Source organism: Nocardia noduli, from assembly GCF_019038455.1.
In the GTDB taxonomy this organism is placed as follows: Bacteria; Actinomycetota; Actinomycetes; order Mycobacteriales; family Mycobacteriaceae; genus Nocardia; species Nocardia noduli.
Map to the genome: position 1 here is coordinate 29,501 of NZ_JAFMPL010000018.1, position 26,513 is coordinate 56,013.

25 protein-coding genes are annotated in these 26,513 nt (G+C 66.8%); 11 read left to right on the plus strand and 14 right to left on the minus strand.

The genetic code is table 11. From position 1 onward, the window contains the following. Window positions 1–99: 99 nt before the first annotated feature. On the plus strand, window positions 100–477 hold the full coding sequence (locus JZ792_RS13455) for a hypothetical protein (RefSeq protein ID WP_216910559.1): 378 nt from the start codon (window positions 100–102) through the stop codon (window positions 475–477). A gap of 11 nt (window positions 478–488) precedes the next feature. Here the strand turns inward: JZ792_RS13455 and JZ792_RS13460 are convergent, their stop codons facing one another. Next, window positions 489–1,151, minus strand: a complete 663-nt coding sequence (locus tag JZ792_RS13460; protein ID WP_216910561.1) for a DUF308 domain-containing protein — start codon at window positions 1,149–1,151, stop codon at window positions 489–491. Between the two features lie 96 nt (window positions 1,152–1,247). Here JZ792_RS13460 and JZ792_RS13465 point away from each other — a divergent pair, with 96 nt between their 5' ends. Further along, a complete protein-coding gene (locus tag JZ792_RS13465; protein WP_216910563.1) occupies window positions 1,248–2,474 on the plus strand; it encodes a homogentisate 1,2-dioxygenase in 1,227 nt (408 codons plus the stop codon). Then, on the plus strand, window positions 2,471–3,640 hold the full coding sequence (gene fahA, locus JZ792_RS13470; protein WP_216910566.1) for a fumarylacetoacetase: 1,170 nt from the start codon (window positions 2,471–2,473) through the stop codon (window positions 3,638–3,640). Before JZ792_RS13465 ends, fahA begins: the two co-directional genes overlap by 4 nt. 25 nt (window positions 3,641–3,665) lie before the next feature. Here fahA and JZ792_RS13475 read toward each other — a convergent pair whose 3' ends face one another. After that, window positions 3,666–4,058 carry a hypothetical protein gene (locus tag JZ792_RS13475; RefSeq protein ID WP_216910568.1) on the minus strand — a complete coding sequence of 131 codons (393 nt, stop codon included), beginning with the start codon at window positions 4,056–4,058 and terminating at the stop codon, window positions 3,666–3,668. A 448-nt stretch (window positions 4,059–4,506) separates the two neighbouring features. Here JZ792_RS13475 and JZ792_RS13480 point away from each other — a divergent pair, with 448 nt between their 5' ends. The 4 genes from JZ792_RS13480 to JZ792_RS13495 all read left to right on the plus strand — a co-directional run bounded on the left by JZ792_RS13480 (window position 4,507) and on the right by JZ792_RS13495 (window position 10,746). Continuing rightward, window positions 4,507–5,349 carry an SDR family NAD(P)-dependent oxidoreductase gene (locus JZ792_RS13480; RefSeq protein WP_216910570.1) on the plus strand — a complete coding sequence of 281 codons (843 nt, stop codon included), beginning with the start codon at window positions 4,507–4,509 and terminating at the stop codon, window positions 5,347–5,349. Between the two features lie 602 nt (window positions 5,350–5,951). Beyond that, window positions 5,952–8,729: a branched-chain amino acid ABC transporter permease/ATP-binding protein gene (locus JZ792_RS13485; protein ID WP_216910572.1), complete on the plus strand. Its 2,778-nt coding sequence runs from the start codon at window positions 5,952–5,954 to the stop codon at window positions 8,727–8,729. Beyond that, complete coding sequence (locus tag JZ792_RS13490) at window positions 8,726–9,442, plus strand: ABC transporter ATP-binding protein (protein WP_216910574.1); 717 nt, start codon at window positions 8,726–8,728, stop codon at window positions 9,440–9,442. The genes JZ792_RS13485 and JZ792_RS13490 overlap by 4 nt, the downstream gene beginning before the upstream one ends. Before the next feature lie 53 nt (window positions 9,443–9,495). Further along, the gene (locus JZ792_RS13495; protein ID WP_216910576.1) at window positions 9,496–10,746 is read left to right on the plus strand and encodes an ABC transporter substrate-binding protein; all 1,251 of its coding nucleotides are present in this window, start codon (window positions 9,496–9,498) and stop codon (window positions 10,744–10,746) included. Window positions 10,747–10,855: 109 nt separating this feature from the next. Here JZ792_RS13495 and tatA read toward each other — a convergent pair whose 3' ends face one another. The 4 genes from tatA to JZ792_RS13515 form a co-directional block, all read right to left on the minus strand. Then, window positions 10,856–11,080 carry a Sec-independent protein translocase subunit TatA gene (gene tatA / locus JZ792_RS13500; RefSeq protein ID WP_216910584.1) on the minus strand — a complete coding sequence of 75 codons (225 nt, stop codon included), beginning with the start codon at window positions 11,078–11,080 and terminating at the stop codon, window positions 10,856–10,858. A gap of 58 nt (window positions 11,081–11,138) precedes the next feature. Further along, entirely contained in the window at window positions 11,139–12,359 is a 1,221-nt protein-coding gene (locus JZ792_RS13505; RefSeq protein WP_216910586.1) for an oxygenase MpaB family protein, read from the minus strand. A gap of 228 nt (window positions 12,360–12,587) precedes the next feature. Then, on the minus strand, window positions 12,588–13,820 hold the full coding sequence (locus JZ792_RS13510; RefSeq protein ID WP_216910588.1) for a PucR family transcriptional regulator: 1,233 nt from the start codon (window positions 13,818–13,820) through the stop codon (window positions 12,588–12,590). Between the two features lie 90 nt (window positions 13,821–13,910). Then, complete coding sequence (locus tag JZ792_RS13515) at window positions 13,911–14,543, minus strand: alpha/beta fold hydrolase (RefSeq protein WP_216910590.1); 633 nt, start codon at window positions 14,541–14,543, stop codon at window positions 13,911–13,913. A 661-nt stretch (window positions 14,544–15,204) separates the two neighbouring features. Here JZ792_RS13515 and JZ792_RS13520 point away from each other — a divergent pair. Together JZ792_RS13520 and JZ792_RS13525 are read left to right on the plus strand one after the other, a co-directional pair. Next, on the plus strand, window positions 15,205–15,903 hold the full coding sequence (locus JZ792_RS13520) for a response regulator (protein WP_216910592.1): 699 nt from the start codon (window positions 15,205–15,207) through the stop codon (window positions 15,901–15,903). Window positions 15,904–16,052: 149 nt separating this feature from the next. Continuing rightward, window positions 16,053–16,985: a HAMP domain-containing sensor histidine kinase gene (locus JZ792_RS13525; protein WP_216910728.1), complete on the plus strand. Its 933-nt coding sequence runs from the start codon at window positions 16,053–16,055 to the stop codon at window positions 16,983–16,985. A gap of 31 nt (window positions 16,986–17,016) precedes the next feature. Here JZ792_RS13525 and JZ792_RS13530 read toward each other — a convergent pair whose 3' ends face one another. From JZ792_RS13530 to JZ792_RS13555, 6 genes are all read right to left on the minus strand, one after another. Then, complete coding sequence (locus tag JZ792_RS13530; RefSeq protein WP_216910594.1) at window positions 17,017–17,793, minus strand: SDR family oxidoreductase; 777 nt, start codon at window positions 17,791–17,793, stop codon at window positions 17,017–17,019. Window positions 17,794–17,884: 91 nt separating this feature from the next. Then, the gene (locus JZ792_RS13535) at window positions 17,885–18,172 is read right to left on the minus strand and encodes a DUF1330 domain-containing protein (protein WP_109530509.1); all 288 of its coding nucleotides are present in this window, start codon (window positions 18,170–18,172) and stop codon (window positions 17,885–17,887) included. A gap of 80 nt (window positions 18,173–18,252) precedes the next feature. After that, window positions 18,253–19,167 (minus strand): cutinase family protein, encoded by a 915-nt coding sequence (locus tag JZ792_RS13540; protein ID WP_216910596.1) that lies wholly within the window; start codon window positions 19,165–19,167, stop codon window positions 18,253–18,255. A 1,191-nt stretch (window positions 19,168–20,358) separates the two neighbouring features. After that, window positions 20,359–21,060 carry a DUF8020 domain-containing protein gene (locus tag JZ792_RS13545; RefSeq protein WP_216910598.1) on the minus strand — a complete coding sequence of 234 codons (702 nt, stop codon included), beginning with the start codon at window positions 21,058–21,060 and terminating at the stop codon, window positions 20,359–20,361. A gap of 326 nt (window positions 21,061–21,386) precedes the next feature. Next, window positions 21,387–22,145 (minus strand): enoyl-CoA hydratase, encoded by a 759-nt coding sequence (locus JZ792_RS13550; RefSeq protein ID WP_216910600.1) that lies wholly within the window; start codon window positions 22,143–22,145, stop codon window positions 21,387–21,389. Between the two features lie 77 nt (window positions 22,146–22,222). Next, window positions 22,223–22,732, minus strand: a complete 510-nt coding sequence (locus JZ792_RS13555) for a MarR family winged helix-turn-helix transcriptional regulator (protein ID WP_216910602.1) — start codon at window positions 22,730–22,732, stop codon at window positions 22,223–22,225. Between the two features lie 97 nt (window positions 22,733–22,829). Here JZ792_RS13555 and JZ792_RS13560 point away from each other — a divergent pair, with 97 nt between their 5' ends. Both JZ792_RS13560 and JZ792_RS13565 read left to right on the plus strand, forming a co-directional pair. Beyond that, window positions 22,830–23,612, plus strand: coding sequence for a dioxygenase family protein (locus JZ792_RS13560; RefSeq protein WP_254189765.1), 783 nt, complete (start codon window positions 22,830–22,832; stop codon window positions 23,610–23,612). Window positions 23,613–23,642: 30 nt separating this feature from the next. Next, the gene (locus JZ792_RS13565) at window positions 23,643–24,179 is read left to right on the plus strand and encodes a DoxX family protein (RefSeq protein WP_216910604.1); all 537 of its coding nucleotides are present in this window, start codon (window positions 23,643–23,645) and stop codon (window positions 24,177–24,179) included. Here JZ792_RS13565 and JZ792_RS13570 read toward each other — a convergent pair. Both JZ792_RS13570 and JZ792_RS13575 read right to left on the minus strand, forming a co-directional pair. Further along, entirely contained in the window at window positions 24,166–25,500 is a 1,335-nt protein-coding gene (locus tag JZ792_RS13570; RefSeq protein WP_216910606.1) for a phosphatase PAP2 family protein, read from the minus strand. The two genes, JZ792_RS13565 and JZ792_RS13570, sit on opposite strands and share 14 nt — an antisense overlap. Before the next feature lie 99 nt (window positions 25,501–25,599). After that, window positions 25,600–26,478: an alpha/beta fold hydrolase gene (locus JZ792_RS13575; protein ID WP_216910608.1), complete on the minus strand. Its 879-nt coding sequence runs from the start codon at window positions 26,476–26,478 to the stop codon at window positions 25,600–25,602. Window positions 26,479–26,513: the final 35 nt, after the last annotated feature.

A 26,513-nucleotide genomic window follows, 5' to 3' on the forward strand; every position in this document is an offset into this window, starting at 1 on the left:
TCGCAAGGAGCGCAGGGGAAGGGCTCGATTCCGTCCGCTCGGGACGGTCGAATGCGGGCGACGGTTCGACTCGGTGGGGTTCGAGGGCGGGAAAAGGATATGGTCCAACCAACTGACCAGTACGCTCCGGAGGGCGCCGTGTGGTTCGACGCCGTGGAGGAGGCGAGTATGGGAGCCGGCGGTTCCGAACGAATCACGTTCACCGATCGGCCCGTGGTGGGTTCGGACATCTATGTCGACAACCAGCTGTTCCTCGGCCACGGCGAGGACGATATGCGCGGCGGTCTGGCCCGGGTGATCGCCGTGCACGAGGATCTCGACTATCCCGACGACCCGCTGGTCGATGTCGCCGAACATCCCGACTGTAGCTACGACTGGACGCTGCTCAGTCGCGAACAGGAACGGTTACGCGCCGCGTTCGGCGAACGGCGCGCTTCCACCGATCCTGATCTACGGCCCGAATTCGATCTGTACTGACCGTCCCGGGTTCAGGTATGCGATACGGGAATTCGCTGCGTCCACGCCACGTGGACGGCGCTGCTGCCGACTCCGGCCAGGGCCAGATTCGCCGCGCCGAGCAGAACCAGTCCCGCCGCGGCGAGGAAGCCCAGCGCGGTCGGCGATTGCGGGGGAAACAGCAGGACGAGAATGCCGACGAGCATGGTCGCGACGCCGGTCAGTTCGTGGCGTACGGGTTCGGCCAGCCGATCGTCCCAGACCGAGACCGTCGCCTGGCCGACACCGCCGATCGCCCAGCTCGCTCCGAGCCAGATCGACAGCAACGGAATCGAGTTGCCGCCCACCACGTTGAACAGCGCCAGCGCCGCGGTCAGCATTCCGCACAGCGCCAGCACGGCGCGCAACGGTGTCGCGAATCGGGCGGCGATCGCGAGGTAGATCTGTACTCCGGCGCCGAGGGCGATGCCCGCGCCGAGCAGCATTTCCAACGAGTGGACCGTCTTGTCGGGCCAGATCGCGACCAATAGTCCGAGTACGGCCGAGCCGATCCCGAGGACGAGGACGGCCTCGTGTCCCCGGTGCACCCGGGGAGTGCTCGTCCGGACGCGCGACGCGCCGGACGCGGGACCGTCATGGGAACGCGAGAACAGCCGACCCGTCGTCGCGGGAAGTCGGGAGCGCAGTGTCACCATGGGGCAGCAATGCCCGCTTTCCGCGATCCGACACAGCTCGAACCGATAACTTCTGATGATCGGCGTCCATCCGCATCGACATCCGAGGAGTGCCACGTGCCGTATTACCGATCGGTGGGCTCGGTTCCTCCGAAGCGTCACACGCAGCACCGGAGCCAGGAAGGCGCGTTGTACTACGAGGAGTTGATGGGGGAGGAGGGCTTCTCCTCGGATTCGTCGCTGCTGTATCACCGTCACATTCCCTCGGCGATCGTCGACGCCACCGTGTGGGAGTTACCGGATCAGACGTCGGTGCCGAATCATCCGCTACGCCCGCGCCACCTACGCTTGCGCACGCTGTTCGACGCCGACGCGATAGCCGGGACCGACGTCGTCACCGGGCGGCTGCTGATCCTCGGCAACGCCGATGTCCGCATCTCCTACGTGGTGGCGGGTGCGCCGTCCCCGCTGTACCGCAACGCGATCGGCGACGAGGTGGTCTACCTCGAGTCGGGCGAGGCGTCGGTCGAAACCGTCTTCGGTGTGTTGAACGCGCGCCGGGGCGATTACGTCGTGATCCCCCGTGCGACGACACACCGCTGGATTCCCCGCGGTGACGAAGTGTTGCGGGCGTACGCGATCGAGGCGGGCAGCCATATCGTTCCGGCGAAGCGCTACCTGTCACGCTTCGGTCAGTTGCTCGAATCCGCCCCGTATTGCGAGCGGGATCTGCACGGTCCGGGTGAACCCCTGCTCGCCACCGTCACGGGTGACGTCGAAGTGCTGGTCAAACATCGGGGCTCCTCCGGTGTCGTCGGCACCAGGATGGTCTATCCGACACACCCGTTCGATGTGGTCGGCTGGGACGGATGTCTCTACCCGTACACGTTCGACATCGCCGATTTCGAGCCGTTGACCGGACGGGTGCACCAGCCCCCGCCCGCGCACCAGGTATTCGAGGGCGCGAATTTCGTGATCTGTAATTTCGTGCCGAGGAAGGTCGACTACCACCCGTTGGCGATCCCCGTTCCCTACTACCACTCCAATGTCGACTCCGACGAGGTCATGTTCTATTGCGGCGGCGACTACGAGGCGCGCAAGGGATCCGGGATCGGGGCGGGTTCGGTCTCGCTACATCCGGGCGGTCACGCCCACGGGCCGCAGCCGGGCGCGTACGAGCGCAGCATCGGGGCCGAGTTCTTCGACGAACTGGCCGTCATGGTGGACACCTTCCGGCCGCTCGAACTCGGGGAAGGCGCTTTCGCCTGCGAGGACCCGGATTACGCGTGGACGTGGGCCGGTCGCGGTCCCGGCGACGTCCGCGAGGCAGCGGGTCCGGCGTGACCGGTCTGTCGATTCCCGACGACTCCCTCTTCGGCCCGGACAATCTCCCGTTCGGCATCTTCTCCACCGCGGAACTCACGCCACGCGCGGGTGTCCGGTTCGGCGATCACGTCCTGGATCTCGGCGCGGTCTTCGGCGACCCGGTCTTCACGACGGGTTCGCTGAACGCGTTCATGTCGCGCGGTCCGGCGCGGTGGGCGGAGGTGCGGGAGCGACTACGGGGTTTCGTCGGGACGGGCGAGGTGCCCGACGGTGTTCTACACGCCGTGACCGAGGTGCGGATGCATCTGCCGTTCGAGGTGGCCGATTACGTGGATTTCTACGCCTCCGAACACCACGCCGTCGCCCTCGGTCGCCTGTTCCGGCCGAATACCGAACCGCTGCTGCCGAATTGGAAACATCTGCCGGTGGGATACCACGGTCGAGCGGGCACCGTCGTGGTGTCGGGGACCGATATCGTGCGACCCGAAGGACAGCGGCGAGCCCCCGGTGCCGACAACCCGGAATTCGGGCCGAGTACGCGTTTGGATATCGAGGCCGAACTCGGATTCGTCGTCGGCGTGCCGTCCACGACACCGATCGGCGTCGACGATTTCGCCGAGCACGTGTTCGGGGCGGTGGTCGTCAACGACTGGTCCGCCCGCGACATCCAGGCGTGGGAGTACGTTCCGCTCGGGCCGTTCCTCGGCAAGAGTTTCGCGACCTCGATCTCGCCGTGGGTCGTGCCCCTGGCGGCGTTGAGCCACGCCTGGATACACACCCCGCCCCAACTCCCGGTGCCGCTGCCCTATCTGCGCGGGGCGCGGCCATGGGGGCTCGACGTCGATCTCGAGGTGCGCTGGAACGGGGAGCGGGTCAGCCGACCGCCCTACGGACAGATGTACTGGTCTCCCGCGCAGATGCTGGCCCATCTCACCGTCAACGGGGCGACGGCGCGGACGGGGGACCTGTTCGCCTCCGGAACGATCTCCGGCGCGGGGCAGGACCAACGCGGTTCGTTCATCGAGCTGACGAGCGGCGGTGCGCGGCCGATCATCGTGCGGGGTGAGACCCGCACCTTCCTCGAGGACGGCGACGAGATCGTCATCTCGGCCGACGCGCCCGGCCCGGGCAACTCGCGCATCGGATTCGGCGAGGTGCGCGGCAGGATCGTCACGCGAGCGTGAACAGCGCTCGGTCCGACCGGTCCGCTCAGCGGCGTCGCATGGCCGATGCCAGGCCCGCTCCGAGGAGCAGGGCGCCGATGAGGAGAAGTCCGCCGTCGGTCGCCCAGACGCTCAGCGCGAGCCGCGTCTCGATCGGCAGCGCGGGTATGTCCCGGATCGCGCGCAGGGTGTCCCCGGGAAACAGCAGGGCGACTGCCCCCGGGATCAAACCCCACACCCAGCCCGCGACCACCGTGCCGGTCGGCGCGTAGGCCGCGAGCGCGGCGACCAGGAGCAGCAGGATCGCGCCACCGACGATCTGGATATTCGGGCCGAGACGGTCCCCGCTGTTGGAGAACGTCTCCCAGCGGTCGGTGGATCGGCTGCCGTTGGCGACCAACCCGATGCCGACCGGAGTGATCAGCAGGGCGACGATCATGCGTGAGCATCGTGGCGAGGACACCGACGCCGCGCGTTCGCGGGGGCGGTGACCAGCGCGGCGGCTGATCCTGCGGTGACCGATAGGGCGGCTGGGGCGGTGGGTACTGATACGACACGTTCATCTCCGATTCCCCGGTCCCCGAGCGCGTTCGCGCGCGCCCGCCATCGCTGTCGACGGTACCGCGCACGCGCCGTGCGCGCCCGGCGTGCGGGCGGTGGAGCGACCTGCCGACAGCTCTTATGGAAAGTTCTCCAGAATGCTCACCAGAATGCGCTACTGGAATACACTCGGTACTCGACTCGTCGGCGCTGCCCGGCTGTTCGTACGGGCTCGGCCCGCGACATTTCCACCACTCGTCGAATAGGTCGGCGACGTGCGTCGGCGGGTGACCGTCGTGCGCGAATTCGAGATGAGGTAATGCCATGACGAATCCGAGGTCGCGGTGGTGAACGGTCCCTACGGTGGGCGTTTCGTCGGCCGCACCGCACTGGTCACCGGCGGCGGATCCGGTATCGGGGCCGCGTTGACCCGAGCCCTGGCCGCCGCGGGCGCACAGGTGCGGTGCGCCGATATCGATGTCGTGGCCGCCGAACGTGTGGTCGGCGCGATCGACGGTCCGGGTAAGGCGGTGGCGGTCGCCCTCGATGTCACCGATGCCGAGGAGGTGCGGGCGGCCGTGGACGATATCGTCGCCGAATCGGGTTCGATCGACCTGATATTCAACAACGCGGGCATCTTCATCGGCGGCGAAACCCAACTGCTGACGCTGGAGCAGTGGAACCGCATCATCGATATCAACCTGCGCGGGGTCGTGCACGGTGTCCATGCCGCGTATCCGCATATGATCGCCGCTCGCGGCGGACATATCGTCAACACGGCCTCCGCGGCGGGTCTGATGGCCTCGGGCCTGCTCACCAGTTATTGCGCCACGAAATTCGCCGTCGTCGGCCTGTCCGACGCGCTGCGGTCGGAAGCGGTGGGGCACGGCATCGGCGTCACGGTCGTGTGTCCCTCGGCCGTGGAGACGCCGATCCTCGACTCGGGCAGGGTCGGGTCCTTCCCCGGGCGAAGTTTCCTGCTCGGCGCCGAGAAGTCCACGCGCGCATACCCACCCGATCGCCTGGCCTCGGAGATACTGGCCGCCGTCACGGCGAACCGGTCGCGGGTGGTCGTCCCGCGCCGCACCCGGATCGGCTGGTATCTCAACCGGATCGCGCCCCGGGTGATCGAGCGTCGACTCAACGCCTATGTGCGCCAACAGATCGCGGCGAGCCGCGTGGACGGCTGATTCGGATCCGCGCGTTCGGTGGGCGCGCGGATCCGGTCGGCCCGAGTCGGACGGGGGCTGTCGAGCGCATCGGAAGCCCGGGGTGCGCCGCGCGTCGAATTCGCGTCGCCGGGCCGGGCTGTCGGGTCCGTTGGTGAGCGGCCTGCCCGGCAGTAGCGGTGGTCGCGTTCCCGGCATCGTTATCGACGTGAGCGCCGGGGCGTGCGGGTGCGACTCTGTCGATCTTCCCGGCGTCCTCGCGGTGGTTCCCGCGGCTGCCCGGGCGGGCGTCGTCGGTTCGCCGAGAAGTGACCCGCGATCCTCCGAAGATTCCCGCCATGCTGACTATTGTGCTTACGGTAGTGGTTACCGTAGTGTTGCCCACGTCACATGGTCGACCCCAGCGATACCGGCTCCGGCCGGCGGGCACGCCGCGGTCCGCGCAGGACTACTCGGATCCGGCAGCTGCCACGACCGCCCGACAGACGAGTAAGGCACGCGATGCGTTTTGTTCCATCGAATTCGGTGCGATCGCGGAATGCGATGATCGGAAGCCGACCAGACATCGGCCGTGGTCGCCGCGATATCCGCGGTGCGGCCGCCCGTCCGGCGGGATGTCGGGCATGAGCCAGCACATACAGTTTCTGCTTCTCGGTATCGGCAGCGGCGGTGTATTCGGCGCGCTCGCCATCGCCTTGGTACTGACCTATCGGAGTTCGGGCGTACTCAACTTCGCCACCGGGGCCATCGCGCTCAATTGCGCCTATATCTACGCCTTTCTCCGTAAGGGTGAGTTCGTCATCCTGGTGCCGGGTCTGCCGAAATCCGTCGATATCGGTGGTGATCCGGGTTTCGCGGCGTCGGCGGCGATCGCGGTGGCGCTCTCGGCGTTGTTCGGACTGCTCGTGTACGTGGTCGTGTTCCGGCCCTTGCGTAAAGCGCCTCCGATCGCACGCGCGGTCGCCTCGATCGCGTTGATGATCGTGCTGGTGGCGATCGCGAGCAAACAGGTCGGCACCAACACCGTCGGCGTGAAAGCGATATTCCCGGTCGATATCTGGACCGTGGGAAGTATCCGGATTCCGCAGGATCGTGTGTATTTCGGGATCGCGATCTTCGCGCTGGCCCTGGTGCTCGCCGCGCTGTACCGGTTCACTCGATTCGGTCTGCTGACGCGCGCCACCGCGGAAAGCGAGGAAGGCGCCTACGTCAGCGGTTTGTCGCCGGATCGGGTCGCGGCCTACAACTGGATGATCGGTTCGGCGGTGGCGGGTTCGGCGGGCATTCTGATCTCACCGATCGTGCCGCTCACGCCGACGGGATATTCGCTGTTCATCGTTCCGGCGCTGGCCGCCGCGATCATCGGGCAGTTCTCCTCGGTCGTCGCCGCCGTCGCGGCGGGTCTGGTGATCGGAATGCTCCAGTCCGAGGCCACCTACCTCGCGCGGATCCACGAGTGGCTGCCCTCCAGCGGCCTGGTCGAATTGGTTCCGCTGGTGGTGATCCTGGTCGTCTTGGTCATCCGGGCCAAACCGTTGCCGTCCCGCGGTGCGGTCATCGTTTCCGAATTGGGTAACGCGCCCTATCCGCGCAAGGTGTGGAGCGGCGCCGGGATCGGTGTGGTGATCGTCGGACTGGCGCTGATCCTGTCCGGAAACGATGTGCGGGTCGCGCTCATCACGACGCTGATACTCGCTGTCATCGGACTTTCCCAGGTGGTCGTCACCGGTTACGCGGGTCAGGTCTCCCTGGCCCAACTCGCCCTGGCGGGCGCGGCGGCCTTCATCCTCGGGCCGATCACCGCGAGTTGGGGTATTCCGTTCCCGTTCGCGCCACTGCTGGCCGCGCTCGTCGCCACGGTTTTGGGGGTGGTCGTGGGATTGCCCGCCTTGCGAATTCGGGGACTCACCGTCGCGGTGGTCACCCTGGCCCTGGCCTACGCCATCGAAGCGCTGTGGTTCCGGAATCTGGATTTCGTTCCCTCGAGCGGTGTCGATATCCCGGATCCGAAGATCTTCGGATACAGCCTCGGGATCGGTCGCGGAGAGAATTATCCGAGGCTGGAATTCGGATTGTTCTGCCTCGCGGTACTCACCGTGGTCGCGGTGGGCGTCGCCTATCTGCGACGCAGTGGGCTCGGCACCCGCATGCTCGCCGTTCGAGCGAACGAGCGTTCGGCCGCCGCCTCCGGTGTCGATGTGGTGCGAACGAAACTGTCGGCCTTCGCGATCGGCGCGTTCATCGCCGGAATCGGCGGCTGTCTGCTCGCCTATCAACAGACCAACGTCTCGTTCCAGTCCTTCACGGCACTGGCCGGGCTCACCCTGTTCGCCATCGTGTATCTCGCGGGCATCACCTCGATCTCGGGCGGGGTCCTCAGCGGTGTACTCGGCGCGGGCGGTGTCGCGTTCCTGCTGCTCGAGAATGTGGGCGAATCGGCGGGCACCTGGTATCAGGTGATCGTCGGCGTCGGTCTCATGGTGACCGTGCTGATGAATCCCGAGGGAATCGTCGGCCCGGCGCAGCGAGCTCTGGCACGAGCGGGAAGAAGCCCGTCTCCGCGCACAGGCTCGATGGTCGCCGCCGCTGGACCGGCCGTCGACGGACCCGCTCCGCTCGCGGGTTCGCCGGTCGCCGATCTCGATCCGACGCCTGTGAGACCGGGAGACCCGTTGCTCTCGCTGGACGGGGTGACTGTCCGCTACGGCGGCGTCGTCGCCGTGGACCAGGTGAGTTTCGATGTGCCCGAAGGCGCGATCGTCGGACTCATCGGTCCGAACGGGGCGGGAAAGACCACCCTGATCGACGCCATCAGCGGATCGGTGCGCGCCGATGGCACCGTCGCAGTCGCGGGCGAAGCACTGGGCGACAAGAGCACGCACCGGCGAGTCCACGCGGGTCTCGGCCGGACATTCCAGGCGATCGAACTGTACGAGGATCTCACCGTCCGCGAGAACGTCCAGGTCGGATTGTCCGGTCGCGGCAGAGCCGGGGGAGCCGACACCGCCGCCGAGCTGGACGAGATCTTCGATCTGCTCGGACTCGTGGAGGTCTGCGATACACCCGCCGGTGAATTGTCCCAGGGGCAGCGGCAATTGGTGTCGATCGCCCGCGCGCTCGCGGGCAAGCCGAAAGTGCTGCTACTCGACGAACCCGCCGGAGGTCTCGACACCACCGAAAGCCGTTGGCTGGGTGACCGATTGCTGGCGATCCGCGCCAGCGGCGTGACGATCCTGCTGGTCGAACACGATATGAGCCTGGTCCTGCGGATCTGCGACATCGTCCAGGTCCTGAACTTCGGCCGCACCCTCGCCTCGGGCACACCCGAGCAGATTCGCGGCGACCGCACAGTCGCCGAGGCCTATCTCGGCGCCATGTACACCGAGGAAGTGCTCGGATGAGTCTACGACTGACCGGACTGACCGCCGGATACGGCAAACTCCCCATCGTCCGCGACCTCGATCTCGACGTCCCCGCAGGCACCGTCACCGCCATCCTCGGACCGAACGGCTCGGGCAAGACCACACTCATGCGGACACTGGCCGGTCTGCTGCCCGCACTCGCCGGTGAGGTGGCGGTGGGACAACGGCGACTGCCCAACGGCAGGCCCGCCACCGCGAACCGGGCGGGCATCGTGCTCGTACCGGACAACCGGGCCCTGTTCACCAGCTTGACCGTCGCGGAGAACCTCCAGATCGCGCGACGGCGCGACGGTCGCCCGCTCGAGGAGATCCTCGAACTCCTGCCCGCGCTGCGGCCACGATGGAAGGTCGCGGCGGGCTCGCTCTCCGGCGGCGAACAGCAGATGCTCGCCGTCGGCCGCGCCCTGATCCAGAACCCGCAGGTGCTGCTCATCGATGAGATGAGCATGGGACTCGCCCCCGTGATCGTGGAGAGTCTGCTGCCCGCCGTCCGGCATATCGCCGACAACACCGGCGCCGCGGTCGTACTCGTCGAACAACACGTGCGACTCGCACTCGAGGTAGCCGACAACGCCATCGTCCTCGTGCACGGCGACGTGACGCTGCGCGGTCGCGCCGAGGACCTGCGGGCGACACCCGAACGCCTCGAAGCCGCGTATCTCGGAGGTGAATCCATCACAGCCGCAGGGTGATTCCTCGAATCCAGAATCGCAGGGGGGCTACACCACAGTTACAGGAGATCGCAATGTCCCTTTCCACACGGAGACGGTGGGCCGCCCTGCCGTGCGCCGCGCTCGCGGTGGCGCTTCTCGCCTCCGGTTGTTCCGGTGACGACACCGAGTCGTCCGGCCGCGTACCGGACAAATCCGTACTCGGCCCGGAGAACAAAGCCACCGGCGCGCCGGTCGAGATCGCCTTCATCACCACCGGTCCCAAGGCGCCGGTGTACACCGAGGAACTCGAGGTGGCCAAGGCGACCGTCTCGTACATCAACAATTACCTGGGCGGCATCAACGGCCGCCCGATCGCACTCACCACCTGCGAGGACGAGATCCAGGTCAGCCTGGCGCGCAACTGCGCCAACAAATTCGTCCAGTCCGGCGCGGTCGCGGTGGCGAGCGGCGAGACCAGCAACGCCGACACCGTCGCGAGCATCACCTCCCCGCTGGCGATGCCGTACCTCACGGCCGCGGGCGGACAGCAATCGCTGATGCTGCCGAACACCTATGTGCTGGGCAACTCGCTCGGCGCCCTCGCCGGAGTGCCCGCCGCGTACGCGAAACAGAAGGGCTACAAGAATGTCGCGATCCTGACCGTCGACTCGCCCACCGCCGTCGAACCGCTGAAACGACTGGGGCCCTTCGCGTTCGGCAACGCCGGAGCGCAGGTGGATGTGGTCGCCGTTCCGCTCGGCACCGCGGATATGACTCCGCAGATCCAGGCCGCGCTCGAGAAGAAACCCGATATGTTCCACCTGCTCGGCGACGTCTCGTTCTGCACGTCGGCGATCAAGGCGATGCGGACGCTGAACGCCACCCAACCGGTCATGTCGGTCACCCAGTGCATCGGCGACGCCGAGGCCGCTTCGCAGATTCCGGGTGGCTACAAGGACGTCATGGTCATCGTCAACGCCGCGCTCGACCCGGGCGCACCGGAAACCAAGATCTTCGACGCGGTCGTCGAGGGATCCGGTGCCAAGAAGCCGGACTCGGCCGCGTCCGCGTACCGGGCGATTCTCGGACTCTGGTCGGCGCTGAACGGTATGCCGGGTGACATCACCCGCGAGACGGTCGTCGCGCGCCTGAACGCGATGCCCGAACCGAAACCGCTGCCCCTCGCCGCCGGTGACACCTTCCAGTGCGGGAGCAAGCCGATCGCGGTCGTCCCGAACATCTGCACCGCTTCCGCGCTCCTCGGAAAAGCCGAGGAGGACGGGACATTGGTCGATGTGAAGGCCGTCGACACCACCCCGATATTCAAGATGCCGGGTAGCTGACCCGCACGATCCCGGTGCCCCGCCCCGTCACTCCGGGACGGGGCACCGTTCAGATTCGATCCGATGCGGAATCGGGGTGGACCGGCCCACCCCGATTCCTGGCGCACGCTCAGAGGGATTTCGACCGCGCCTGCGGCATGGCGATCGTCGGAATCTGTGCCGGGGTAGCGGTCTCGGGACTCTCGTCCTCGGACTGCATCTGGCTCACCTCGCTCTTGAAGATCCGCAACGATTTACCGAGTCCGCGTGCGGCGTCGGGCATCCTCTTCGCGCCGAAGAACAGCATGAACACCGCGGCCACGATCGCCCAATGCCAAATGCTGAATTGGCCCATGGTTACCTCCAGAATTCGTATGACTCGGGCCCGGAATCTCCGGCTCGGCACGTTCGGATCAATTCGGGCGGTTGGTCTGAGGGATTTCGATGCTGATGGTGCGCAGTTCGGACAGATACAGCAGCGCCGCCTGTCGGAGGAATTCGTCGAAGAGCGAATAGGCCTCCGGGGCCAAGGGAACCGGGAGCAGTCCTTCACGGACCGCGATGAAGGGGCCCCAGGCGACATCGAGCAGCGAATCCCAGACGAGTTCCTTCGGAATGGCGAGCCAGTCGGCGATCTTGTCGCCGAGCAGGAAACGCGTGAACGCGCCGAGGATCGGTTTGCTCAGAATGCCCGCATCGACCTCGGCGCCCAGACTCAGCAGGATGTCGGACAGCTTCAACCCCTCGGGGGTCGGAGCGAGTACCGGATCCAGCACCTGCTTCGCCTGGGCGTTCGCCGCGTCCCACGACGCCGGAATGTATTCGTCACGGATACCGAGCATGTGCGCGGACAGTTGCCACGTGTGCAGGAAGGCCGACGACTCGGTGGACGAGATCGGCACCTTCCACGCGGTCAGGTTCTTCATGACGGTCGTGGGCAGACTGTGCCAGGTGACCATCAGGTCGTTCTGGCTGATGGGGATCTCCTCGTCGGCGACCTGGGACCAATGCGGGGACTGCGGCAGCAGATGGCGTACCGCCGCGTGAACCAACCGGGTCTTCACGCAGGTCACGATCATTTCGCCATCGGGCTTGTACGCGTTCGCGGTCCCGATGTCGTAGCCGAGTTTCGCGGTCTTCGAGATCCGATCCTTCAGGTCCGCGCCACCTTTGGAGTGGTAGACCGCCCGCGCCTCCTTGGGGATGACGGTGCTCATCATGCCGCTGGCCAGCCCGTACAGCACGCCGAGGTAGAGACCTCGCTTCTTGTTGAAATCGATCGCGGCGTCCAGCTTCGCCCGGTCGGTCCAGGGCGGCAACGCGCGGGCGTATTCCATGAAATCGCGGAGTTCGGTGGGCAGTCCGGTCGGCAGCGCCTGACCGTTCTTGGTCCACGTCCGCAGTAGTTCGTTGACCTTGGGCACAGCGCCCTTGTCGAGGAGCGAGGCCACCACCGAGTCCGCCTCGGGATCCCACAGTGTCATCGGGTCGGCGCCGGCCCCCGTCCCGACCACCGAACCCTTCGGTGACCACGTCCACGGCTCCGCGCGTGCCGGGGTGACCATCGCCAGCGCGCCGACCGCACCCAAGGCCCCGCCCACCTTGAATACGTTTCGTCTACTGAGATTGTCCATGCTTGCTCCTCTTCGAAACCGAAACGCAGTCCGTGATGAAATAAATTGATCCCGTGTGGCTGCGTAATACGATCAGAACATATTTCCCGCCGCGTCTGCGATAGCGAATGCCATGTGAACTGCACAGAAACCGTTGTGAGCGGAATCAATCGGGCGGATTCGCGCAGTGGAATTTTTCGACAGGAATAACCACGCCCACGCGCGTGTTCGATGGGGCGGAATTCGAGGTCAGGCCGACTCGACGTCGGCCTTTCGCACGATAAGAGCCGACTGTAGATGCCACAAATCGCCGGGCTGCGTGGGGTCGAATCCGGTGAGCTCACCGATCTTCTTGAGGCGGTAGTCGATGGTGTTCGTATGAATATTGAGGTCGCGTGCGCTGCGACGGCGGTTGAAATTGTTGCCGATGTGGGTTCGCAGGGTGTCCATCAACATCGGATGGGCGTCGAGCGGCGCCAGCATCTCGCCGAGAAACCGACGTGCGGGGCTCGGCCTGGTCAGCTGGTATTCGACCGCCAGATCGGCGAAACGGTAGAGCCCGGGGGCGAATTGCAGTTGCCTGACCAGATTCAGTAGTTCGCGCAGATGCTCCACCACCGCCGGAATATCTTCCGGCTCCGCCTCCGCGCAGGTCGCGGTCAGTTCGATGTCCGCCGCCTCGGACAGGCCGACCACCAGGCGGTCCAGGTCCCCGTCGGCGCACCGTGACGAGGGAATCAAAATGATTCCGCCATCGATGTTCAGCAGGGACAACGCGCTCACCGAACATTGCGCGGCGAGCGATACCCGTATCCGCCGCAGTACCCGTCCGCCGATGATATGGGTGCTCGACGTGGAGTTGTTGTCGTCTCGACGGGTGGGAAAGTGCACGGCCAACACCGAATAACTTCGCGCGATCTTGATGCCGCTCTCGTGGGTGATCGTCGACGTATCGTGCCCGCCGAGCAATGCCACGGTCAGCGACCGCGGGATTCGGTGATTCTCGGCGATCACCGCGTGGAGTTCTTTGACGTAGGCGAACGACATCGTCGAGGTCACTGTTTCCAGTACCTCCATCGCCACTCGACGCACGCGCGCCAGATAATTCGCGTCGGTGCCGAACGCGTTCGACGAGATCAGTTCCATCATCAGGCGGAAGCCGTCGTGGATGGCGTGGTTGATCCGCTCGATCGGGACCCCGTCGCGAGCCCACTGTGCCGCGGCCACCTCGAGTGGTTTCAGACTTCTCGCCGCCGACTTGTAGCGTCCGTCCAAGGTGGCGACAGCAACATCCAGGCATGCCTGGGTGACGTCGGTGACGTATTCGCGGGTCCCGCTGTCGGGAGCGGCGCCACGCGAAACCATGCTGTCGAACAGGTGGCGGACCAGCTCGTCGGCCAGCGCCCGGGTATCCATTGCTGTTTCGGATGCGGTCACGCCCGTCGATACGAGCTCGGATCCGTCCGGATATTCGGTAGTCATCGTCGACTTCCTTATTACGCTCGACGCGGCTCTCGGCGGCGGTCACGCTGTGGCTTCCCGCGCCGAGGACGTCCCGGTGTCGATGTGAGGTCAGGATGTCGCCGCGACGGCATCGCGGATCACCGCGGTCACGCGGTCGGGCCGAGAGACGGGGGAGACGTGCGATGCGTCGACGTCACCGGTGCGGCCGGGTGCGGCGCGATCGGCCATCATGCGTTGCAGCGCCGGTGGGATGACACGATCTCGGGTCGAGACGAGGTACCAGCTGGGCGTGTGCGCCCAGGACGGTGGGCCGCTGGGTTCGAGGTTGGCTTGCAACGCCGCGGTTCTCTGGTGGGCGTACAGGTCGGCGGCGACCGCGGGCGTGAAGACATTCGCCTTCACATCGGGATCGTGGACATTGCTGATGACCGCCCCGCCGTAGGAGTGGCCGACCAGCACGATCGGACCGTCGATGCCGTCGAGGAAGGCGGTGAGCGCGGCCGCGTCACCGGCCACGCTGCGCAACGGATTGTCGAAGGTGCGGACCGGGATACCCTGCGCGGCAAGCTGATCGGCCACCGCCGCCCAGCTGCTCGGGTCGGCGAAGGCGCCGTGCACGAGTACCACGGTCGGTGCGGCGGGCTGCGCGCCCGCGAGGGCGGCGGGCGGCGCGACGATCGCGAGGCAGGCGGTGAGCGCGGCGGCGGCCGATCGCAGGCGAGCGGTTCTTGGGGAGTTCATGGATCCTCCGGGTACGAGAAGGCGTGGTGCGTGGGACAACAGGAAGTGGGTGGTCGGGCATCGTGGCACCGGGTGTCGAAATCCACTGGGCGGTACGGGTCGAGCCGACCGATGAGCTCGCCGCCTCGCCAGGGGTATACGAGCGACGAGATCGATACTTCATGCAATCCAATAAGAACAGCTAGTAACTTATCAGTCTTCGCGTAGGTGGCGAGTGGATCGCCCGAATCTGGAGAGTTCCCCACTCGCCGGTCGTCGCAATGCCGAAGCGCCAGAGAAGTATACGTAGAAGTGCACTCCGACTGTCTCGAGTCACAGATCGCCGACCGGGACTCCTCGACGTGATATCGCCGCCGCCCGCCGTAGGCCTTTTCGAATCGTGCGTCACCGTCTCATTTCAGGGAAGAATATAACTTAACTTTGTGCGGTTGAATTGCCTCGAGGCTCGCGCCCGCCTCGTGCGAATGATCGACCACGACGATGCCGCGCGAAGGTCCGAGGCGGCGGCGCACGGAGGCGCGGGGCCGTTCTCTCGATGTCGCGAGGTGCGAGATCATCCTCCGACGCCTGCGCCATCGAAGGTCCGGATCGATGACGAAACCGCACCGAATCTCCACAATCGGGGCGGGTGGTCTCCACACCGAATGGTTAGGGTTCCGACATGGAACACAGTGGGGCGGGGAATGCGCGGGCGCGGCGGATTCTGGTGGTCGACGACGAAGTGACCATCGCGGAATCGGTCGCGGCTCGATTGCGGGCGGAGGGATTCACCGTCGAAATGGCGCACGACGGGCCGGGGGCGGTCGCGGCGGTGCGGGCGAACGAGCCGGATCTCGTGGTGCTCGATGTGATGCTGCCCGGGTTCGACGGGTTGGAGGTGTGCCGCAGAATCCAGGCGGGGCGGGCGATTCCGGTGCTGATGTTGACCGCGCGGATCGACGAGACCGATCAGCTCGTCGGCTTGGGGGTCGGGGCGGACGACTATCTCACCAAACCGTTCTCGATGCGGGTGCTCGCCGCTCGGGTCCACGCGCTGCTGCGCCGGGTGGATCGGGCGGCGGACCGCGACGGGGCGAGCATCGTCGTCGGCGATCTGCGCATCGACGTCGACCAGCGCCGGGTGTGGCGCGCGGAGAACGAAGCTCAGCTCACGCCGCTGGAATTCGAACTGCTCGCCCGACTCGCGCGCCGCCCCCGCGTGGTGCTGGCCAGGGAACGGTTGCTCGAGGAGGTGTGGGACTGGGCCGACGCCGCGGGTACCCGTGCCGTGGACAGTCATGTCAAGGCGTTGCGCCGCAAGCTCGGGGCCGACCTGATCCGGACCGTGCACGGTGTCGGGTATGCGCTGGAGGCGCCGTGATCGAGTCGCAGACCGATTCCGCTCGCGGCGGCGAGATCGGGAAGGGTTCGTCCGCACAGCGGATTCGGGTGTGGACGGACCACATCGCGACGGTACTTCCGCGTCCGCTCGACCCGGTGCGCTCGGTCAAACTCAAACTGGCGATTCTGATGTTGGTGTCCGGCGGTGTCGCGTTCGGGTTCTTCCGATTCCGGATCGGGTGGTTACCGCCGAAGACCACCGTGGCCGCGTTGGTGATCGCGCTGGTGACATCACAGTTTCTCGCGCACGGCATCACCCGGCCGCTGCGGGAGATGACGGCGGCGGCGAAGCGAATGGCGCAGGGGGACTACACGCGCCGGGTGCGGGCCAGCTCCCGCGACGAGGTCGGCCAGCTCGCCGAGGCGTTCAACCAGATGGCCGCCGACCTGGCCGCCGCCGATCAGCAGCGTCGCGATCTCATCGCCAACGTGTCGCACGAATTGCGCACGCCGATCACGGCACTCAACGCGGTGCTGGAGAATCTGGTCGACGGGGTGTCCGAACCCGATCCGGGCACGCTGCGCACCGCCTTGGCCCAGACCGAACGTCTCGGGTTGCTCGTCTCCGAACTCCTGGATCTGTCGAGTATCGAAGCGGGCGCGATTCCGCTCGACCGTGAAGAGGTCGCCGTCGCACCGCTCTTGGCGCAGGTCGTCGACGAAGCCGAGGTGACGGCGGCGGTGTTGGGCCGAGGCGTGCGTTTCGGCACCGACGTGGACCCCGGCGACGTGTGCGTCCACGCAGACCGCGCACGATTGCATCAGGTGTTGCTCAATCTGCTCGACAACGCCGCCCGGCACGGTCCCGCGGGTGGCGAGGTGCGGATAACGGCGCGCGCCGCCGAGGGCCGAGTGGTCATCGATGTCGAGGACGACGGTCCCGGAATTCCGGTGGCGGAGCGAGCCGGGATCTTCGATCGTTTCACCCGGGGCGGTCGCTCCGACGGTGGCGGAACGGGATTGGGATTGGCGATCTCGCGGTGGATCGTGGAATTGCACGGCGGCACGATCGCCGTCGCCGATCCGGGTTCCAGGATTCGCGTCGTCCTGCCCGACCACTGAATTCCCTACGCCCGGCGGCGTCGTCCACCGCTCAGCGGGTCGTGCTCACCCCGCCGTCGACGGGGATGACGGCGCCGGTGATGTAGGCGCTGGCGCGGCTCGCGAGAAAGACGGCGATGCCCGCGATATCGTCGGGCCTGCCGATGCGTTTGAGCGGGAACTGCGCGGCGATGGCGTCGCCTCCGGTCTTCAGGACCGCCGCGGACATCTTCGATTCGAACAGGCCGGGCGCGATGGCGTTGACCAGGACCTCGGGGGCCAGTTCGGCGGCGAGGTGGCGGGTGAGCATATGCACCGCGGCTTTGCTCGCGCTGTAGGAGAAGTTGTCGAAACCCGCGATCGGGACGCGGAGTCCATCGATACTTCCGGTATTGATCACCCGCGCCGGATCGTCGTCGGTGGCCGCGTCGCGCAACATCGGCAGCAGAGCGCGGGTCAGCGTGAAGACGCTTTTGACATTGAGGTCGAAGGTCTTGTCCCAGGCGGAGTCGGGGAATTCCTCGAGCGGTGCGCCCCAGGTCGCGCCCGCGTTGTTGAACAGGGCGTGGACCGAGTTCTCGCGTCGGCCGACGGTGTCGACCAGTTCGGTGATTCCCGCGTCGGTGCTCAGGTCGGCGGGGATGGCCTCGATGCGGCCGAGCGGGGAGAGTTCCTCGACGGTCGCGTCGAGTTCGGCGGCCTTGCGGCTGCTCACGTACACGGTGGCGCCCGCGTGCAGCAGGCCGCGCGCGATCATCTTGCCGATGCCACGTCCGCCGCCGGTGACGACCGCGACCCTGCCATCCAACGCGAACAGGTCGTAGGACATATCTCTCCTGGTCAGCCGTGGCGATTCGAACACGAATCGAGGTTGTGATCGACACGGGTGCCGATCACAACCTCGGGGATTCGAGCGGGTCCTACAGTCCGTTCACGATCACGAAATTGGCGTCCGCGGCTGCCTGGCGCAGCGGGATGGCCGCCTGGTATTCCTCGGAGTCGTACCAGGCTTTCGCCGCCTCGGGGGATTCGAATTCCAGCACCACCGTCTGGTTTCCGTGCCATTCGCCCTCGAGCACCTGGGTCTTGGTATCGACGGCAAGGACGGTCACTCCCTTGGCCATGGCCTTCGCGGCGGCTTTGCCGTACTCGGCCATCTTGCTCGGATCTTTGATCGCCTCGGTGACGATCACATAGCCTTTGGACACTCCGGATCACCCTTCACGCAGAAAAGTCGACGTCGACTCTTCAGCTGAAGGTACCAAAAGAGAACCGTGCGGGACCATGGTCATCGACCGGCGGCCTCGATCAACCGTTGACGCAGCCAGGTCAACGGGGTGGCGCCGCCTGGGTCGACGGCGTACGAGGGATAGGCCTGGTGAGCGCCGGACTTCAGGAAGTTGTCGACCTGCTGTTTGCGCTGTTCGTAGGCGGTGCCGTTGAGTTGGTCGGACAGCAGACCGAGCCCTCCCGCCGCCAGCGCGTCGCCGATGAGCTCGCCCGCCTGGCTCTGGTAGCTGCCGATCTTGGTGGGATCGGGATTCGACAGCTGGACGACGAAACCGGCGATCCGGCCCGCGAAATCACCGTCGGGCATGGCGCAGTAGAGGTCGCCGTCGACGCAGAAGGTGTAGGTCTGCGGGCTGACCCAGCCGAAACCGCCGACCCTGGGGCCGCCCGCTCCGGCGCCACGCACGGGCGGGCCGATCAAGGTGTCGGAGGGGGAGCGGCGAGGATCGGAGATCAATCCGACCAGCGCGACCCGGTGCGCCGGGACGACACCGAGCCCGGTGCCGATCTCGGCCGCGAGATCGCCCGCCGCGTCCGCGCCCTGGCTGTAACCGACCAGTGCGATACGGGTCGCCGCGCAGGACCGGCCCATGTCGGCGACGAATCCGCGCGCTTTGTCGATCGCCTCCTGTTTGGAGCGGCCGTATACCTCACCCTCCCAGGGGAACGCGGTGGCCGCGTAGGTGACGTAGTCGACCTGGACATCACCGGGCAGATTGTCGACGCTCTGCGCGAGTATCCCCCTGCCCGGTTCGGAATTGGATGTTTCCCATGTGCCGGGAACAGCCACGACATACAGGTCGGGGCAATGGGCCGGTGCGGCTCCCGCGACGGCGGCGCCTCCGAACTGGAGGGCGGCGGTCAGCATCGTGGCCACGCAGGCGGCGGCATGGATCTTCCATCGTGTCAGCATCGTGTACTCCGTTGTATTCACTGCCGAAAGTCACTCGGTCGAAGTGGTGCCCGGGACGGTTGCGCGATACAGGGCGGATCCCCTGTCGGCACAAGGTCTGGCGAGAGTGCCGCGACACGGAATTCATGGAGTACGGGGACCGCCCGGGAAGTGTAAGCCATGTTGCGCGCGCGGCGTGTGCGGTCGTCGTCCCGGTTCAGGGGGATGACGACCGACGCTGTCCATCGTGGCCGAATTCGGTGTCGCCGCCCGATTCGCCGGTCGGCGGCGGGCTGTCCCGGCTTCTTCGTCGAGTTGTCGTGCGCATGTCTTCCACCCGTTCGGTCCACCCGCGGAGATCTGCCGACACGTCGGCGCCGATACTCCGGGCTGTCATCCCGCCGGTGATCGGTGACGAGTGATGCGGGATGCGCGTCACGTCGTCAGCTTCACCGTGTCGGAATGATTATTAACATACAGGAGGTTACGGCGAATCGTCGACGATTCGGTGTGAGGCTTCGACCGAACTGTCCGCACGGGGTGCGGTTCGCCGGAAGAGGCGTCCCACGCTGCGATTTGCCGGGTCGGACATGCTGATCATGTTCGTCTTTCGGCCGCCGAGTCCGCAGGCGAAATATCGCGACGGCAGAGGCCGTTCGAAGTGTCGGGGCCTCGATCGTGCGTGTGAACCGCCTCGTGCCGGTCTTCGTCGAAGTTATCCTTCGGCGACACAGCCGTGAACTGAGGGATAACTTGTGGCTTACGGAAGTCGCGCTGCCCGCCGATGTGACACCGCGGTCTCCCCAATGTCATTGCGTCGGTGACGGACCCCGGTGTCGCCGCAGCGGTGGTGCCGTCGACACGGCGGTCGGGGTTCGGTGGTCCGGGATGCGGGCGTCGCGCCGTCATGCGATGCGTTCGGGCGGGTCGATCCCGGAAGTTGTTGATCTGGAATGTCTTTCGCGCATCCGGTGCGGATTCCGCCGCTGCCGTCCGATGGCGTCCCGTTGGCCCGGATCTCGCGCGGGAAACTCGTGTACGGGTCGGGCGTGTCGGTCATCGATCGAAAGGAAACGCGCCCGAACCCGATGCCGGGAAAACGAGAACGCCCCCGGATCGAGTCGGCCGACTCGATCCGGGGGCAATGCTCCGGCAACGCGGGAGGGTGAAACTATCGGTCGCCGAACCGATCTCGGTGGCAGTCGGAACGACTCACTTGGTCTGGAAGGGGGCGTTGACGGTGGCGAAGTATTGGATCGCGGCGCCGATCGCGACCGGCGCGGTGACCAGGAGTTGTCCGGCGACGGTGCCGAGCGCGCCGACGGCGACGACGCCACCGAGGCAGCCGATGACGGCGGCGGGGATGAACGGTCCGAACAGGCCGATGATGGTGGCCGAGGCGACGGTCGCGCCCGCGATGCCGCCCAGGACGCAGCCGACGGCCGCGCCGCCGAGACCGCCCGCGAGGGTGCCGATGGTGGCGCCCATGGCGATGGTGTCCTTCATGCGGTTGAAGGCGGCCTGCTCGCGGTCGTATTCGCTCTTCCAGGGCGCCTTGTCTTCGAACGGCAGCGCGACCGGCTTGTAGGTCGCGTGCGCCATGTCGAGTTGCGGGGTCAGGGTCGCGGTGTGGTCGGCGATATCGGCGGCGATCGGGAATTCGAAATCGTCGACGCGGAAGGACAGCGGTGCGCCCGCGAGGACGGTGCCGTTGTCGGCCCTGATCTGGAAGACGCCGTTGTCGACGGTGAGGGATCCGGCGTCGGTTCGCACGACGGTCGAGGAGCCCACGGTGTCGGCGGTGAAGCCGACGGGGGTTTCGGTCGGTGCCGGGGCGGCGTCGGCGGCGCCCGCGGTGACGCCCAGCGCGGCGATCAGAAGTGCCGACGTGGCGGCGAATTTCCTCATCAGCATTTCTCGGATACCTCGTTCGAATCGTTTCACAAGTGGGACGATTCGATAACAATCGATTCCAGCGAACGGCCGGTTAACCAATTGTGTCCGTCTTTTGAAACTCTGTTCTCGCGAGGTGTCGAGCGCGGTGAGAAGAATTGAAACTGCAGCTCAGGGCTTATTTATTGCCTCGGTCGAGCCGCTGTGGAGACAAGTGTCACATGTTCGGTCGGATGTCGGTAATCGGGCATTGGGTCGTATTGACCGAATTCGGCAATTTGTTATGCGTGATACTTCCGTGATCGAAACGATGTGCCGCAGCCGAAGTCGCTGCGGCACATCGGGTATCAGTTTCCGCCGATTCTGGCCTTCATCGTGGCCAGTCTGGCCGCGAACTCCGGTGATTCGATCGAGGCGACCTGCGGCACGATCTCGGCGTCGACCGCGTCGGCGTGCGCGTCCAGCGTCGCGGTGTGGCGCATGGTGCGCTTGGTGGTCTTCAGCAACTCGCGCGGTGCTTCGGCCGCACCGCTCGCGAATTCGACGGCCGCCGCCAGCAGTGCGTCGTGGTCGCCGTCGACGACCCGGTGCGCCAAACCCGCTTCGCGGGCCGCCTCGGCGTCGAGGATCTCCCCGAACAGTGTCATCGCGGTCGCTCGTTGTGTGCCGATCGCCCGTTGCAGCATCCAGGTCATCCCGCCGCCGGGATGGATGCCCAGGCGCAGGAATCGCGCGTCGAAACGGGCGCGCGGCCCGGCGATCCTGATATCGGCCGCCAGTGCCAGGTTGAGTCCGGCTCCCACCGCCGCGCCGCCGACCGCGGCGATGGTCGGCAGCGAGCATCGCGCCACGGCGAGGAATCCGTGATAGATGGCGCGCAAACCCTGCTCGCGCGCTTCACCGAGTGCCGTCAGATCGGCGCCAGCGCAGAACGCGGGCGGTGTTCCGGTGACGATCACCGCGTGCACGGCATCGTCGCGCTCGGCGTCGTCCACCGCCGCCGCCAACTGTTCGGACAACTCCAGTGTCAACGCGTTCCGTCGGTCGGGGTCGTGCACGGTGATCACCGCTGCCTTGCCCCGCCGTTCACTCCTGATCTCGGCCATGGCCGGATCGTAGGCAACGCGGTCGAGCGGGCGGGCAGTGGTGGGGGTAGAACCGTCCCCGGCCGAGCCGAAGGGAGTCAGACGGTGCGCTCGGGCCGCCGTGTCGTCGGCGCTCGTCCGGCGCGTGGCGAGCCTTCCTGGATGCGGCGCGCGACCTCGCCGAGGCCGTCGGCCAGCGCGGTGATTTGCGTCGGCGTCAACACGTCGATGAGCAGTTCGCGGACCTGGGCGACGTGACCGGGCGCGGCTTTGTCCAGGGTGTCTCGACCTTTGTCGGTGAGGACCGCGCTGACACCGCGGACATCGGTCGGGCAGGCCTCGCGGCGCACCAGTCCGGCCTCTTCGAGGCGGCTCACCTGGTAGGTCAGCCCGCTCTTGGAGTTCACCAGCGAATCGGCCAGTTCGGTCATCCTGATCCGGCCCTCCGGCGCGGCGGCCAGTCGCACCAGCACCTCGTACTGGGTGTGGGACAGTCCGGAATCGTTCTTGAGCTGGTGCTCGATCTCGCGATCGAGCAGCGCCCATCCGGACAGCAGTGCCTGCCAGGCGCGCATCTCCTCGCTGTTCAGCCACGTCGTTTCGTCCACGCGGATAAGCCTACCGCTGTTGTTCGAATTCGAACTAACAGGTAGTCTTCGAGAAGGTTGTTCAAATTTGAATGATATGAGGGACATGGGAGGTCTCATGACAGCGACGCAGTCCACGCGGATGCCCGTGCTGTACCTGTCGCACGGCGCGCCGCCGCTGGCCGACGACCCGATCTGGCCGGGGCAGCTCGCGGCGTGGTCGGCGGAACTGCCGAAACCCACCGCCGTGCTGATGATCTCCGCGCACTGGGAGGACGCCCCCATCGCGCTCGGCGCCACCGAATCGGTGCCGCTGGTCTACGACTTCGGGGGATTCCCCCGGCACTACTACCAGGTGCGCTACCCGGCGCCCGGCGCTCCCGAACTGGCCGCCCAGGTGCGCGCGCTGTTGAGCGGGCGGGGCACGGCGGTGCGGGACGTACCGGGGCGCGGACTCGACCACGGCGCGTACGTGCCACTGGTCGAGATGTATCCGAACGCGGATGTGCCGGTCCTCCAGATGTCGCTGCCCACCCTCGACCCACGCGGACTGTTCGAGGTCGGGCGCGCGCTGGCCCCGCTGCGCGACGCGGGAGTGCTGATCGTCGGCAGTGGCTTCTTCACCCACAATCTGCGCGCGCTCACCGACGACGGCTCGGTGCACCCCGTGATGGCCGAATTCGACGACTGGGGCAACCGCGCGCTGGCCTCCGGCGATATCGACGCGCTCCTGGATTTCGAGCACAAGGCGCCCGCGGCGCAGCTGGCGCATCCGCGCTCCGAGCATTTCGCCCCGCTGTTCGTCACGTTGGGCGCGGGCGAAACCGATATGGCGACCCAGCGCACGGTCATCGATGATTTCTGGCACGGTTTATCCAAACGCTCCGTCCAGTTCGGCTGATCCGATCACCCCACCGGCAAGGAGATACCCATGGCAACGATTCCCTCGAACAGGCCCGTGCTCACCGCGCCCGTCGCTGATCAATCCGCGCTCGACCTCGGGTTGCTCGTCATCCGACTGGTCGTCGGCGTGACCATGGCGGCCCACGGCACCCAGAAATTGTTCGGCTGGTTCGACGGTGGCGGGATCGCCGGGACCGGCGGGTTCTTCGAATCCAGCGGCTACCCGCAGGGCGAGACCATGGCCTGGATCGCCGGGCTGAGCGAAACCCTCGGCGGTATCGGCCTGATCGCGGGGCTGTTCACCCCGTTGGCCGCCGCCGCGATCCTCGGCGTGATGATCAACGCCATCGCGGTGAAGGGCACCGGCGAGTTCTTCGCGCCGAAGGGGATCGAATACGACCTGGTGCTGGCCTGCACGGCGGCGGGACTCGCGTTGACCGGGCCGGGGCGTGTCGCCTTCGACCACTTCCTACCCGGTCTGCGCTACCACCGCCTCGCCTACGGCATCGCCGCCATCGCGCTCGCGGTCGTGACCGCGGCGGTCGTGCTGGTCATTCGGGGCTGACGCGGTCGCCGGGCCGGTCGGCGAACCAGGTCCGGTAGAACACGATCGCCAGCGCCGTCAGCGCACCGAGGATCACGATGCCGAACGGCGCGGGATAGGTCGCCATCGGTATCGCGAGGTAGCGCGTGCACAGCAGCACCCCGGCGAAGACCGCGACGCCGAGTGTCATCACGGTCACCCGCGCGCGGTCCCAGCCGCGTTCCGGGTCGCGCAGCGCCGACTCGACCGTCAGGCACAGCGCCGCGCCCGCCACCAGATCCAGGCCGTAGTGCGCCCCGAGTCCGAGGGTCGCCACGAGAGTGCACACCAACCAGAACGCGCCACCCCAGCGCAACCACAACGGCCCGCGGCGGGAGTGGATGAACAGCGACAGCGCCCACGCCGTGTGCAGCGACGGCATGCAATTGCGCGGGGTGATGCCGTCGAACGGCATGGAATCCACCGAAGCGGGCAGGGCGGGAACGAGATCGGGCCACACATCGGCCAGTTCCAGCCCGTTGCCCTGCGGTCCGAACGCGAGAACGGGTCCGACCACCGGGAACAGCACGTAGCAGATCGGCCCGACCAGACCGAGTACGAGGAATGTCCGCACCAGGTGATGGCTCGGCCACACCCCCGTGGTCACCCGGCGCAGTTGCCAGGCCGCGACGACGATCGCGGCCACCGGCAGTTCGAAGTACACCCAGCGCACGATGCCCAGCGGCACCGGCCCCGCGATATCGAGCGCGTGCCCGACGACCCACGCGGGACTGCCGAGGGCCCGATCGGCCACTTCCACATAGGAATCCAGGACCTGCGGGCAGGCCCACGCGGTGATGTCGAGCCAGATCTCGCCCACCTTGGTCGCCAGGATGAGCAGCGCGCCCAGGGCGATGGTGCGCAACGCGGTCGAGCGCCGGATGCCGGACCAGCGCAGCGCGGCGATGAGCGCCACGGCGGTCAGCACGATGGTCGGACCGTTGCCGACGGTGAACGGCCTGCCGTCGACGGTCCGGATCGCGACGAAGATCAGGTCGATGACCACGGCCGCGGCGAGGGCGTTCACCCGGGCCCGCGCCGTGATGCCGATCAGCGCGAGCAGGAAACCGGCCCACGGCGTCGTCGCGGACTTCGGAACCCCGGCATAGTCGCGAAAAAGGCTGGTCAACGGGCCGAGCGCGTGGATGTGAACGGACATGAGCTGACCCGCGACCAATACCACGATCGCGGCGCCGATCCCGCCCCAGATCACCGCGGGCCGAAAGTGACGCTCCCGGAGTCCTTCCGCACCCGGTGGATCCGGTGGTGAGGTCGAACTGCCGGGCGCGTCGTGAATAAGCATTCGGTTATCGTAAACACGATGTGAACACGGCGAGTCGCAGGATTGAACGCGCGACGATCCCGGAGGATGCCCGGGCCTCTCGGGAAGGTGGCAGGGCGCTCAGCGGCGGAGGAGATCGCGGAGGGCGGCGGTGATCTCGGTGGGTGCTTCCTCGGCCATGAAATGGCCCGAGGTGACGGTGCGATGGTCGAGGTCGGCGGCCCAGCCGGACCACAGCGCCACCGCGTCGTAGCCGAGTGCGGCGCCCCAATCCTGTTGCAGGACGGTCACCGGCATGGACAGCCGGGTGCCCGAGGCGCGGTCGGCGCGGTCGTGGTCGAGATCGACGGTCGCCGAGGCGCGGTAGTCCGCGACGATGGACGGGACCGCGGCGCGGCAGGCGTCGAGATAGGCCGCGCGGATCTCCGCCGGAATCGCGACGGGATCGTTGGTCCACTGATCGAGGAAATGGGCGAAGAACGCGTCGGCCGACGCCGCGATCATCCGTTCGGGAAGTCCGGGCGGCTGCGCCATCAGATACAGGTGGAAGCCGACGGCCGCGTCCACTCCGCGCATGACCTCCCACATGTCCAGCGTGGGCAGCACGTCGAGGCAGGCCAGGTGGGTGATCGTCGCGGGGTGGTCGAGACCGGCACGGAACGCCACGAGCGCCCCTCGGTCGTGTCCGGCCAGCGCGAAGCGGTCGTGGCCGAGTTCCGCCGCGGCGGTGACGATATCGGCGGCCATCGTGCGTTTGGCATAGGTGTCGGTCCCGGCTGCGGCCGGTTTGTCACTGTCGCCGTAGCCGCGCAGGTCCGGGCACAGGACGGTGTGATGTGCCGCCAGCTCGGTGGCGACGTGACGCCACATGAGATGGGTCTGCGGGAAGCCGTGCAGAAGCACGATCGGGGTTCCCGAGCCCGCGACGGCGATATTCAGCGCGACGTCGTCGGCGACACGGACGCGTCGGTAGTCGAAACCGGGAAGGGTGACATTCATCGTGGGCGACTCCTCGTATCGGGGTTGCGCGCCGT